The sequence below is a fragment of the Methylobacterium guangdongense genome, assembly GCF_038442355.1.
Classification (GTDB): Bacteria; Pseudomonadota; Alphaproteobacteria; order Rhizobiales; family Beijerinckiaceae; genus Methylobacterium; species Methylobacterium guangdongense.
The window spans coordinates 110,065-122,809 of the sequence record NZ_JBBXMX010000004.1; the positions used below are offsets into that span (position 1 = coordinate 110,065).

General features: G+C 70.4%; 9 protein-coding genes. 6 read left to right on the top strand and 3 right to left on the bottom strand.

Annotated features, from left to right (window positions below):
• Positions 1-143: 143 nt before the first annotated feature.
• Positions 144-1,316, top strand: a complete 1,173-nt coding sequence (locus tag AAHG09_RS10270) for a M20 aminoacylase family protein (RefSeq protein WP_342106951.1) — start codon at positions 144-146, stop codon at positions 1,314-1,316.
• A complete protein-coding gene (gene chrA / locus AAHG09_RS10275; protein WP_342106952.1) occupies positions 1,274-2,641 on the top strand; it encodes a chromate efflux transporter in 1,368 nt (455 codons plus the stop codon). The genes AAHG09_RS10270 and chrA overlap by 43 nt, the downstream gene beginning before the upstream one ends.
• A gap of 211 nt (positions 2,642-2,852) precedes the next feature.
• Here chrA and AAHG09_RS10280 read toward each other — a convergent pair whose 3' ends face one another.
• The gene (locus AAHG09_RS10280) at positions 2,853-4,253 is read right to left on the bottom strand and encodes a leucyl aminopeptidase family protein (RefSeq protein ID WP_342106953.1); all 1,401 of its coding nucleotides are present in this window, start codon (positions 4,251-4,253) and stop codon (positions 2,853-2,855) included.
• Positions 4,254-4,371: 118 nt separating this feature from the next.
• Between AAHG09_RS10280 and AAHG09_RS10285 the strand changes: the two genes are divergently transcribed.
• From AAHG09_RS10285 to AAHG09_RS10295, 3 genes are all read left to right on the top strand, one after another.
• Positions 4,372-5,169, top strand: coding sequence for a CDC27 family protein (locus tag AAHG09_RS10285; RefSeq protein WP_342106954.1), 798 nt, complete (start codon positions 4,372-4,374; stop codon positions 5,167-5,169).
• Positions 5,170-5,489: 320 nt separating this feature from the next.
• Entirely contained in the window at positions 5,490-8,189 is a 2,700-nt protein-coding gene (gene acnA, locus AAHG09_RS10290; protein ID WP_342106955.1) for an aconitate hydratase AcnA, read from the top strand.
• Between the two features lie 161 nt (positions 8,190-8,350).
• Entirely contained in the window at positions 8,351-9,037 is a 687-nt protein-coding gene (locus tag AAHG09_RS10295) for a metal ABC transporter permease (protein ID WP_342106956.1), read from the top strand.
• An 85-nt stretch (positions 9,038-9,122) separates the two neighbouring features.
• Here AAHG09_RS10295 and AAHG09_RS10300 read toward each other — a convergent pair whose 3' ends face one another.
• Positions 9,123-9,785 (bottom strand): 3-oxoacid CoA-transferase subunit B, encoded by a 663-nt coding sequence (locus AAHG09_RS10300; RefSeq protein WP_342106957.1) that lies wholly within the window; start codon positions 9,783-9,785, stop codon positions 9,123-9,125.
• A 20-nt stretch (positions 9,786-9,805) separates the two neighbouring features.
• A complete protein-coding gene (locus tag AAHG09_RS10305; protein WP_342106958.1) occupies positions 9,806-10,546 on the bottom strand; it encodes a CoA transferase subunit A in 741 nt (246 codons plus the stop codon).
• 307 nt (positions 10,547-10,853) lie between these two features.
• Between AAHG09_RS10305 and AAHG09_RS10310 the strand changes: the two genes are divergently transcribed.
• Complete coding sequence (locus tag AAHG09_RS10310; protein ID WP_342106959.1) at positions 10,854-12,686, top strand: AsmA family protein; 1,833 nt, start codon at positions 10,854-10,856, stop codon at positions 12,684-12,686.
• Positions 12,687-12,745: the final 59 nt, after the last annotated feature.

The window sequence follows — 12,745 nt, forward strand, 5'->3', positions numbered from 1 at the left end:
AAGCTTGTCGAAGTGCGTAACGCACAGATTGAAATCTGCGCGTGGCGGCAGGCCTGCTCCCCCGAGCGTGGCCGTTGACGCGGGCTCTGGCCCCGGCTTTGCTGGTCACCCTGAGACCCGCAGGTGCCGAGAGTCCCGACCCGATGCCCGTCCTCGAACGGATCCGCGACTTCGCCGACACGATGACGGCGTGGCGGCACGACCTCCACGCCCATCCCGAACTGCTCTACGACGTCGAGCGGACGGCGGGGTTCGTAGCCGAAAAACTCAGGGCGTTCGGCTGCGACGAGGTCGTCACCGGCATCGGCCGGACCGGGGTCGTGGGCGTGATCCGCGGCAGGGGACGCTCGTCCAACCGCGCCATCGGCCTGCGCGCCGATATGGACGCGCTGCCGATCCAGGAGGTGCGCGATCTGCCCTACCGCTCCACCGTGCCGGGCAAGATGCACGCCTGCGGTCACGACGGGCACACCACGATGCTGCTCGGGGCCGCCAAGTACCTCGCCGAGACCCGCGCATTCGACGGCGCCGCCGTACTGATCTTCCAGCCCGCCGAGGAGGGCGGCGGCGGCGGCGACGCGATGGTCGAGGACGGCCTGATGGAGCGGTTCGGGATCGAATCGGTCTACGGGATGCACAACATCCCCGGCATGGAGGTCGGCACCTTCGCGATCCGGCCGGGCCCGATCATGGCCTCTACCGACCGGTTCACCCTGACCATCGAGGGGCGGGGCGGCCACGCGGCCCTGCCGCAGAACGCCGTCGACAGCGTGCTGGTGGCCAGCCACGTGATCATCGCCCTGCAGAGCATCGTGGCGCGCAACCTCGATCCGCTGCAATCGGCGGTGGTGTCGGTCTGCGCGCTCGATGCCGGCGAGGCGTTCAACGTCCTGCCCCAGACCGTGACCATGCGGGGCACGATGCGCACCCTGTCCCAGGGGGTGCGGAGCCAGATCAAGGCCCGCATCGAGACGCTGGTGGCGGAGATCGCCGCAGGTTTCGGCGCCACGGGGGTGACGGACTTCGGGGCGAGCTATCCGGTCACCGAGAACCACTCGGCCGAGACGGACTTCATGGCCGACGTCGCCGCGGCTCTGGTCGGCGGGGAGAACGTCGATCGGGCCGTGGCGCCGATGATGACCGCCGAGGATTTCTCCTACATGCTCGGCCGCCGCCCCGGCGCCTACATGTTCATCGGCAACGGCGACAGTGCCTCGCTCCACCACCCGCATTACGATTTCAACGACGCCGCCGCGCCCTACGGAGCCTCCCTGTGGGCGCGCCTGATCGAGACGGGGCTGCCGCTGACGGCCTGAGCGCACCGTCGCTGGCCGAGACCGTCCCGGTCTGGGCGCGGGTGGCGGCGCTCTCCTTCGGGGGGCCGGCCGGCCAGATCGCCGTGATGCACCGCATCTTGGTTGAGGAGCGGCGCTGGGTCTCGGAGCGGCGTTTCCTGCACGGGCTCGGCTTCTGCACGCTGCTGCCCGGCCCGGAGGCGCAGCAGCTCGCGACATATATCGGCTGGCTGATGCACGGGCCGGCGGGCGGGCTGGTCGCGGGCGGCCTGTTCGTGCTGCCGGGGCTCGTCGCCCTGATGGCCCTGAGCTGGCTCTACGTGCTGTACGGCCATGTCGATGTGGTCGCCGGCCTGTTCTTCGGCTTGAAGGCCGCGGTGCTCGCCATCGTGCTGCACGCCCTGTGGCGGCTCGCCGGCCGCGCCTTGCGCAACCGGACCGACCGGCTCGTCGCGCTCGCCGCCTTCGCGGCGTTGTTCGTGCTGGGGGTGCCGTTCCCCCTGGTGGTGATCGCCGCGGGGCTGCTGGGGCTCGCGCGGCGCAGGCCCGACGCGACCACCGCGGATGCGGGGGCGGACGAGGCCGGCTTCCTCATCGGCGCCGCGATGCTGCCGCGGGAGCGGGCGGGCGGTGCCGCCTCCCTGCGCATGGGTGCGCTGTGGCTCGCGATCTGGCTCCTGCCGGTGGCGGCGCTGCTGCTCGCGCCCGGAGTCCCGCCGGTCTTCGGGCAGGTGGCGCTGTTCTTCTCCAAGATGGCGCTGGTGACCTTCGGGGGCGCCTACGCGGCGCTCGCCTACGTGGCGCAGCAGGCGGTGGACCACTACGGCTGGCTGAAGCCCGGCGAGATGCTCGACGGGCTCGGCCTCGCCGAAACGACGCCCGGCCCGCTAATCATGGTGCTGCAATTCGTGGGCTTCCTGGCGGGGTTCCGGGCGCCCGGGACGCTGCCGCCGCTCCTCGCAGGAACGCTCGCCGGGCTGCTCACCACCTGGGTGACCTTCGCGCCCTGCTTCCTGTGGATCTTCGCCGGTGCGCCGCTGATCGGGCGCCTGCGCGGCAGCCGGCGGCTTGCGGGGGCGCTCTCGGCGATCACCGCCGCGGTGGCGGGGGTGATCCTGAACCTCGCGGTCTGGTTCGGGCTGCGGACGCTGTTCCGGGAGGTCGAGACGGTGCCGCTGGGGCCGCTGCGCTTCGATTGGCCGGTGGCGGGCAGCCTCGATCCGGCGGCCCTCGGTTTGACGCTGGCGGCGATCCTGGCCGTGTTCCGCTTGAGGCTCGGCACGCTGCCCACCCTGGCGTTCTGCGCCGGGGCGGGGGTGGTGCTGCGGCTGGCGGGCTTGGCGTAAGAGCCTGATTGGAAACTCGTCACGAGAGAAATCCAATCCCCGCCCTCATCCTGAGGTGCCGAAGCGGAGCGAAGGCCTCGAAGGAGCCCTCCAGAAGTCGCCGCGATCCCTGGAGGGCTCCTTCGAGGCCCGCTGCGCGGGCACCTCAGGATGAGGGCGTGAAATGGGATCGGTCTCATCCCGTCGGCTTCGCTCAGCTCGCAAAGACGGATCAGCCGCCGTAGCGCGCCTTCAGCAGCGCGTAGGTAAGCCGCGCGGTCTGGACCTCGCCGCCCTCCGGCCGGCCGGGCTTGGCCGATGGGTTCCAGCCGTAGAGGTCGAAATGGCCGTGCGCCTTCGTCTTCGGGGCGAAGCGGCGCAGGAACAGGGCCGCGGTGATCGCCCCCGCGAACGGGCCGCCCGAGACGTTGTTGAGGTCGGCCACCTTGGAGTCGAGCAGGCTCGCGTAGGGGGCGTGGAGCGGCATCCGCCAGATCGGATCGGCGGCGCTCCGGCCGGCCTCCGCGACCGACGCCGCCAGGGCCTCGTCCTCGGTGAAGAAGGCCGGCAGGTCGGGCCCGAGGGCCACCCGGGCCGCGCCGGTCAGCGTCGCGTAATCGAGGAGCAGGTCGGGCGCCTCGGCCTCGGCCAGCGCCAGCGCGTCGGCGAGGATCAGCCGGCCCTCCGCGTCGGTGTTGCCGATCTCGACGCTCAAGCCCGCCCGGCTCGGCAGCACGTCGCCCGGCCGGAAGGCGTTGCCCGCGACCGCGTTCTCGACCGCGGGGATCAGCACCCGCAGGCGGATCTTGAGCCCGGACCCCATCACCATGTCGGCGGCGGCGAGCGCCGCGGCGGCACCGCCCATATCCTTCTTCATCAGCAGCATCGCGGCGGACGGCTTGAGGTCGAGCCCGCCCGTGTCGAAGGCGACGCCCTTGCCGACCAGCGTCACGCGCGGCGCGTCCTCCGGACCCCAGGTCAGGTCGATGAGGCGCGGCGCCCGCGGCGAGGCGGCGCCGACCGCATGGATCAGCGGGAAGTCCCTGGCGAGGGCATCGCCCTCCGTGACCGTGATGGCGGCCCCGTGGCATCCGGCGAGGGACCGGGCGGCGGCCTCGATCTCGGCCGGGCCCAGGTCGTTGGCGGGGGTGTTGACGAGGTCGCGGCCGAACGCCACGGCGGCGGCGATCCGCACGACCTCGGCGGCATCGATACCGGCCGGCGCCGTGAGCCGCGCCTTCGTCTCGTTCCCGGAGCGGTAGCGGCCGAAGCGGTAGCTGCCCATCAGCCAGGCGAGGGCGGCCTCGGCCGGATCGGGGGCGTTCTCCAGGCGGAAGCTGCCCTCCGGCAGCAGCCCCGGTAGCTTGCCGACGATCAGCCGGTCGTAGGCCGCCGTCTCCGTGTCGCCGAGGCCGAACAGCACCCGGGCGAGTTCGCCGTCCGGCCCGGGCAGAAGGGCGAGGCTCCCGGCCTTCGGCTTGAAGCCGAGCGCCTCCGCGAAGCGCCGCTGGGCGGGATCGAGGGCGGTTTGCACGTCGCCCCAGGATCCGGTGGTGACGAGCGTCACCGGCACGGCGGCCGCGTCGGCGGGCAGGAGGGCGGGATACGTCGGCTGGGTCTCGGCCTGGGTCATGGGCCTCTTGCGCGCTGGAGGGCTTAACCGGTGGTTAGGGTTAACGCTCTATCACCGGCCGGCCGGAGGGGTGAAGCACAAGCCCGGACCCCCGGCCCGCCCGGAGGCGCCGCGTACCATGATGACCGCCCTGATCCGGATCGCCCATCCCGAAATCTTCGCCGGACGCCGGGCCGCGCTGGCGGCCGTGCTCGCGCTGGGGCTTGCCGGCTGCAACACCTCCGGCCCGGAGACGACAGGCTCGATCGGCGACCGGCCGGCCGCATCGCGCCAGAACATCGAGGCCCTGGCCGAGCGCTTCAACGCCAATCCCGACGATGGCCGCGCGGCGGTGGCATATGCCCGGGCCCTGCGCGCCAACGACCAGATCAGCCAAGCCTCGGCGGTTCTGCAGCAGGCGGCCCTGCGCAACCCGAAGGACACGTTCCTGCTCGGCGCCTACGGCAAGTCGCTGGTCGAGCTCGGTCGCTACCGCGAGGCGATCGACGTGCTCGCCAACGCCCATTCGCCGGCCTCGCCCGATTGGCGCATCCTGTCGGCACAAGGGTCCGCCTCGGCCCAGCTCGGTGATCAGGTGCGCGCGCAGGGCTTCTACGAGGCCGCCCTCAAGATCCGGCCGAACGAGCCCTCGCTCCTGTCCAACCTGGGCCTGTCCTACGCGCTGTCGCGCAACCTCGATCAGGCCGAGCAGACCCTGCGGCTCGCCGCCGAGCAGCCCGGCGCCGACGCCCGGGTGCGGGCGAATCTCGCCCTGGTGCTGGGGCTGAAAGGCCGCACCGCCGATGCCGAGGCTATCCTGCGTCGGGACATGAGCCCCGCGGAAGCCGCCGCCAACGTCGCCTCCCTGCGCAAGGTCGCCGCCGAGCCGAATCGGCTGAAGGCGCTGTCGAAGGCGGGGGTGCCGGGCGAGGGGTAACCTCGGGCCGGCTGCTTCACGCTACACCCTCCCCCGCAGAGGGGGGAGGGGACGCACGTGCCTGCGACCTCGCGCTTCCGACAGGAAAACGCGCCTGTCATCGCGACCCGGTAGCGGCCAGATTCGAAAAGTTCTATATCCTCGCTTGGCTGCGCCGCGCGGCATCACGGGCGTCCAAATCGCCACCGCGCATCGTCTCCTGCCCGGGCACTCCCGGGGCGGCGCGCGCCCGTCGGGCGCTACACAGGCCGAACACATATTTCGTAGCGCAGGTCTTGCCTGCGCGTGTTCGACAACCCGCAGCGAGGATAGAACCAGCCGTGCCCTCACTCGACAGCTTCAAGGCCCGCCAGACGCTCCAAGCCGGCGGCAAGACCTACACCTACTATTCCATCCCCGAGGCCGAGAAGAACGGCCTCGCCTCCGCGGCCGCGCTGCCCTTCTCGATGAAGGTGATCCTCGAGAATCTGCTGCGCTACGAGGACGACCGCTCGGTCAAGAAGGGCGACATCGAGGCCGCCGTCGGCTGGCTCGACCAGAAGGGCAAGGCCGAGGTCGAGATCGCGTTCCGCCCGTCGCGCGTGCTGATGCAGGACTTCACCGGCGTGCCGGCGGTGGTCGATCTCGCGGCCATGCGCGACGCCATGGTGGCGCTCGGCGGCGACCCGCAGAAGATCAACCCGCTGGTGCCGGTCGATCTCGTCATCGACCACTCGGTGATCGTCGACGAGTTCGGCACCCCGAAGGCGCTGGCCGACAACGTCGCGCTGGAATACGAGCGCAACGGCGAGCGCTACACCTTCCTGAAATGGGGCCAATCGGCCTTCGACAACTTCTCGGTAGTGCCCCCGGGCACCGGCATCTGCCACCAGGTGAACCTGGAATACCTGTCGCAGACCGTCTGGACGAAGTCCGAGGACGGGTCCGACGTGGCCTATCCGGATTCGCTGGTCGGCACTGATTCGCACACCACCATGGTCAACGGCATGGCGGTGCTGGGCTGGGGCGTCGGCGGCATCGAGGCCGAGGCGGCCATGCTCGGCCAGCCGCTCTCGATGCTGATCCCCGAGGTCGTGGGCTTCAAGCTGTCGGGCAAGTTGCCCGAGGGCACCACCGCCACCGACCTCGTGCTCACCGTCACCCAGATGCTGCGCAAGAAGGGCGTGGTCGGCAAGTTCGTGGAGTTCTACGGCCCCGGCCTCGACGACATGGCGGTCGCCGACCGGGCCACGATCTCCAACATGGCCCCGGAATACGGCGCGACCTGCGGCTTCTTCCCGGTCGACCAGAAGACCATCGACTTCCTGAAGGTCACCGGCCGCTCCGACGACCGGATCGCCCTGGTCGAGGCCTACGCCAAGGCGCAGGGCATGTGGCGCGACGCCCAGACCCCCGACCCGGCCTTCACCGACACGCTGGAGCTCGACATGGGCGAGGTCCGGCCCTCGCTCGCCGGCCCGAAGCGCCCGCAGGACCGTGTTCTGCTCGACGGTGCCAAGCCGGGCTTCGCCGGGTCCATGGAGACCGAGTTCAAGAAGGCCGCCGATCTCGCCCGCCGCTACCCCGTCGAGGGCACGAACTTCGACATCGGGCACGGTGACGTGGTGATCGCCGCGATCACGAGCTGCACCAACACGTCGAACCCCTCGGTGATGATCGGCGCCGGCCTGCTCGCCCGCAATGCCGTCGCCAAGGGCCTGCGCTCCAAGCCGTGGGTGAAGACCTCGCTCGCGCCCGGCTCGCAGGTGGTCGGCGAGTACCTCGAGAAGTCGGGTCTGCAGGAGCCGCTCGACGCCCTCGGCTTCAACCTCGTGGGCTTCGGCTGCACCACCTGCATCGGCAATTCCGGCCCGCTGCCGGAGGCGATCTCGAAGGCGATCAACGACAACGACGTCGTCGCCGCGGCGGTGCTCTCGGGCAACCGCAACTTCGAGGGCCGCGTGAACCCCGACGTGCGGGCGAACTACCTCGCCTCGCCGCCGCTGGTCGTCGCCTACGCGCTGGCCGGCTCGCTGCAGATCGACATCACCACCGAGCCGCTGGGCCAGGGGTCCGACGGCAAGCCCGTCTACCTGAAGGACATCTGGCCGTCCTCGGCCGAGGTCCAGCAGTTCATCGAGGAGAACATCACCTCGGCGCTGTTCAAGTCCCGCTACGCCGACGTGTTCGGCGGCGACCAGAACTGGAAGGACGTCGAGGTCACCGAGGCCGAGACCTTCGCGTGGAACCCGGGCTCGACCTATGTGCAGAACCCGCCCTACTTCGTCGGCATGGAGAAGACCCCGAAGCCGGTGGAGGATATCGCGGACGCCCGCATCCTCGGCCTGTTCCTCGACTCGATCACTACCGACCACATCTCGCCTGCGGGCAACATCCGGGCGGCCTCGCCGGCCGGCGCCTACCTGCAGTCGCATCAGGTCCGCGTGCAGGACTTCAACCAGTACGGCACCCGGCGCGGCAACCACGAGGTGATGATGCGGGGCACCTTCGCCAACATCCGCATCAAGAACCAGATGGTCCGGGACGAGACGGGCACCGTGGTCGAGGGCGGGTGGACGCTGTTCCAGCCCTCGGGCGAGAAGATGTTCATCTACGACGCGGCGCAGAAATACGCCGAGCAGCACACGCCGCTCGTCATCTTCGCCGGCAAGGAATACGGCACCGGCTCGTCCCGCGACTGGGCCGCGAAGGGCACGAAGCTGCTCGGCGTCCGCGCCGTGGTGGCGGAGAGCTTCGAGCGCATCCACCGCTCGAACCTCGTCGGCATGGGCGTGGTGCCGCTGGTGTTCCAGGGCGACACATCCTGGCAGTCGCTGGGCCTGAAGGGTGACGAGACCGTCACCATCAGGGGTCTGGCCGGCGAGCTGAAGCCGCGCCAGACGCTGACCGCGGAGATCAAGTCCGCCGACGGTTCGGTGAAGCAGGTCCCGCTGACCTGCCGCATCGATACCCTCGACGAGCTGGAATACTTCCGCAACGGCGGCATCCTGCCCTACGTGCTGCGCTCGCTCGCGGCCTGATCCTTCTGGGCGGCCCTCGGGCCGTCCATCCAACCGATGAGGCGGCGTCCCCCGGGCGCCGCCTTATTTGTTTCACGGCACAGGCGTTTTACTTGCGCGCAACCTTGTTTGACGCGCGCGGCGCCCCATAACCCGGCTTCTGAAGCCAAGATGGGACACCGATGAAGCACCTCAGCAAGACGCTCGTGGCCGCCGGCCTGACGGCCCTTCTGTCGAGCACGGCTTTCGCCGCGCAGGTCGAGCGCGTCCGCGGCACCGTCGACAAGGCCGACGGCAACACGGTCACCATCAAGACCGACGACGGCAAGTCGGAGACCGTCGACGTGAGCGGCGCCAAGTTCGCCTGGGTGGTCCCGTCGAGCCTCGACCAGATCAAGGACGGCGTCTTCATCGGCACCGCCACCAAGGGCGAGAACCCGATGACCGCCCTGGAGGTCGTGCTCTTCCCCGAGTCGATGCGCGGCACCGGCGAGGGCCATTACGGCTGGGACACGATCACCGACCAGACCGCCGGCGCCGGCGCCAAGGTGAAGAGCGCGATGACCAACGGCACCGTGAAGGCCGAGTCGTCGAACGCCCCGAAGGTCAAGAGCGCCATGACCAACGGCACCGTGAAGGCCGACAAGGCGGCCTCGGGCGGCGAGCGCACCCTGACGGTGAGCTACGGCAAGGACGGGTCCAAGGAGATCGTGGTGCCGTCCTCGGCGCCGATCGTCGCCTTCGAGCCCGCCGACAAGGCGATCGTGACCCCCGGGTCCAAGATCTTCGCGGTCGTGGCGAAGGACGGCAGCAAGGCTGAGGGCAAGCTCGTGGCGGTCGGCAAGGACGGCCTGACCCCGCCCATGTAAGACGAAAACGGCCCACCCCACGGAATCCGTCGGGTGGGCCACGTTTTTTAAAGCGTGCCCGGCGCGCGCACCGGGCATTTGCGTGTCAGCCCTTCAGGGCCACCGAAAACTCCGCTTCGGTCTTCGACCGGATCTCGTCCTCGGTGACGCCGTCGGCGAGCTCGATGAGTTTCATGCCGCCGTCGCCCTTCTTGTCGATCTCGAACACGCCGAGGTCGGTGATCACTAGATCGACCACCTCTGTGCCGGTGAGCGGCAGGTCGCAGGCCTTGAGCAGCTTCGGGCTCTCGGTGCCGTCCTTGTTCTTGGCGACGTGCTCCATCACCACGACGACGCGCTTCACGCCCGCCACGAGGTCCATGGCGCCGCCCATCCCCTTCACCATCTTGCCGGGGATCATCCAGTTGGCCAGGTCGCCGTTGCCCGCCACCTGCATGGCGCCGAGGATCGACAGGTTGATGTGCCCGCCGCGGATCATCCCGAAGGAATCGGCCGAGGAGAAGTAGCTCGTCGTCGGCAGCGCGGTGATTGTCTGCTTGCCGGCGTTGATCAGGTCCGGATCCTCCTCGCCCTCGTAGGGGAAGGGGCCCATGCCGAGCATGCCGTTCTCCGACTGGAGCTGCACCGACATGCCTTCGGGGATGTAGTTCGACACCAGCGTCGGGATGCCGATGCCGAGGTTCACGTAGAAGCCGTCTTCCAGCTCCTTGGCGGCACGCGCCGCCATCTGCTCGCGGGTCCAGGCCATGGGGGTCTCCTCTCCTGCGATCAGTGGGTGCCGCCGCCGGCCGCCGCGGCCGGGGTGCTGTCGCCGCGCTTGCGCGTGGTGCGCTGCTCGATGCGCTTGTCGCGCACGCCCACGTCGATGATCCGCTTCACGAAGATGCCGGGGGTGTGGATCGTGTCCGGATCGATCTCGCCGGGCTTCACGAGGTGCTCGACCTGCGCCACCGTCATCTTGGCCGCGGTCGCCATCATCGGGTTGAAGTTGCGCGCGGTCATCCGGTAGCGCAGGTTGCCCTCGGTGTCGCCCGTGTGGGCGTGGACCAGGGCGAGGTCGGCGAACAGGCCGCGCTCCATCACGTAGTGCTCGCCGTCGAACTCGCGCACCTCCTTGCCCTCGGCGACCTTGGTGCCGACGCCGGTCTTGGTGAAGAAGGCCGGGATGCCGGCGCCGCCGGCGCGGATCCGCTCGGCCAGCGTGCCCTGCGGGTTGAACTCGATCTCCAGCTCGCCGCCGAGATACTGGCGGGCGAATTCCTTGTTCTCGCCGACGTAGGACGAGATCATCTTGGCGACCTGCCGGGTGTCGAGGAGCTTGCCGAGGCCGACCCCGTCGATGCCGGCATTGTTCGACACGATCGTGAGACCCTTGACGCCCGAGAGGCGGACCGCCTCGATCAGCTCGTCCGGGATGCCGCACAGGCCGAAACCGCCGCACATGATCATCATGTCGTCGTGCAGGAGGCCGGCGAGTGCCGCGGTGGCATCCGTATGGACCTTCTTCATCGAACTTCCTTTCACTGCCAGCCGCACCCGGGCCGCGTCCGCGAAGCGCGCGTTTCCTGGCGCCTGCTCTTCCCGATTCCGGACGCGAAATCCAGTGCTGCGCCGCGAGAGCCCCTACGCTCCGGGTCGATCCGTAACGTTCGGTTCCGCGCGGCGCGCAGTGACACCATGCGCAAGTCCAGCAGACAAATCCGACCTGGGACGCTAAAAAGCCACCTCGACATGCAGTCCCTGTCGGGTCGCGGCGGCTCGGGAGGCTGGCGCGGCACCCGGCTTCGGCCGCATCCGCGGTCCCGTTCAGAGTCAGATGTCGCTGCGTCGCCCGATCGTCCTTCTTGGTCCCCTCGTTCTGATCGCCGTCGGGCTCGGCCTGCACGATTGGCCGGTCGATGGCGGCCGGGTGCAAGCCTTCGCGGATCGCGCGCTCAAGGATTACGGACTCACCCTGACCGTCCAGGGCCCGGCCACTCTGACCCCGCTGCCCCGGCCGCGGCTGACCTTCGGGCGCGTGCGTATCACCGCCGATGACGGCGGCTCGCCCCTGGTGGACGCGGGACGCCTCGGCATCGATCTCGATCCCGTCGGCCTCCTGACCGGGCGCGTGGCGGCCGGTGGCCTGCACCTCGCGGGGGGAATCCTGTCCGGGCGCGCCGCCGACTGGCGCGGCGTGCTCGCGCACCTCACCGAGCGGGTCCGCGCCGGGGCGACGGCGCATCCCACCCGCCTCACCGTGACCGGCGCGCGCACCACGCAAGACGGCCCGGCCCGGGACATCGACCTCGACCTGTCCTGGCCGTCCTGGAGCGCATCCGCCGAGGTCGCCGCGCGCCTGACCTGGCGCGGGGTGCCGATGCGGATCACGGTGGCGCATGTTCGCCCGAACGATTTCGTCCTCGGTCGACGCAGCCCGATCACCGGCGAGGCGACGTGGCCGACGGGCAGCCTCGCGGTCGACGGCACGGTCGAGACGGCCGTGTCGGGCAGCGCCTGGCCGAGCCTCGCCGGGCAGATGCGCGCCGAGACCCGCTCCCTGCCGGAGAGCCTGGCCTGGATCGGCCTGAAGGTTCCGCTCTCGCCGCTCGCCGGCGCCTTCTCGCTCACCGGCCTGTTCGAGACGGCGGACCGCTCCGTATCCTGGACGCGCCTGCGCCTCGGGCTCGGCCGGAACGTGCTGGAGGGCGCGGGCGCCGTGATGTTGGGGTCCGGCGATGCGCCGCGCCTCTCGGTTCAAGCGACGCTGGCGGCCGAGACGCTCGACCTCGCGACCCTGGCCGACGATTCCGGGCTGCTGCTCGGGTCCGAGCCGGTGCCGCTGGCGCTGGCGCCGGTGACGCAGGGCGATCTCGACCTGCGCCTGTCGGCCGCGTCCGGCCAGATCGGGTCGGTCCAGGTTCAGGATCTGGCGGCGAGCGTCCTGGTGCGGGACGCGGCCCTGGAGGTCGCGGTGAATCGCGCCCGGGTGCAGGACGGCCTGCTCAAGGGACGCCTGACGCTCGCCAGCGGGGCCGACCCGGCTGAGACGGACATGCGCCTTCAAGGCAGCCTCGATCGGGTCGAGCTCGGCGGACTGCTGGGCGGGACCGACGCCGGTCGATGGCTGGCCGGGCCGGTCCATGGGCAATTCAACGTCGAGTCCAGCGCCCGCGATACCGCCGCGCTCGCCGCACGTCTCAACGGTCGGGCGACGGTCACCCTCACGGGCGGGGCGATCACAGGCCTCGATCTCGCCGATGTCGTCCACCGCAACGGCGCCGTGGCCGCCGGGGCGCTCGCGCGGCGCAACGGGCGGACGGCGATCGAGCGCGCCGCCGTCACCCTACGCTTCACCGACGGTATCGGCGAGATCACCGAGGCGGGTCTGCTGGGGCCGAGCGTCGGTGCTACCGTACAAGGGCACGTATCCCTGCCGGGCCGGCGGCTCGATCTCCGGGGCGATCTCGCCCTGCGCGGCCCGGCCGACCCGACGCGCGGCCTGCTGTTTGAGGTGTCCGGTCCGTGGACTGCCCTGGCCGCCCGGACCGCCGCCCATGTCGAGGTCCCGGGCCCGGCCGCTCAGGCGGGGGAGGGGACGGCGCCGGACGTCTTCGGGCCGCCCGACATGCAGAGCCTGCCCGTCAACGCCCGCGCCTACGCCCCGTGAGTCTGGCCGGCCAGTCTCACGATGGCGTCGCGGACGGCCAAGCTCTAGGAGAGAGGCTC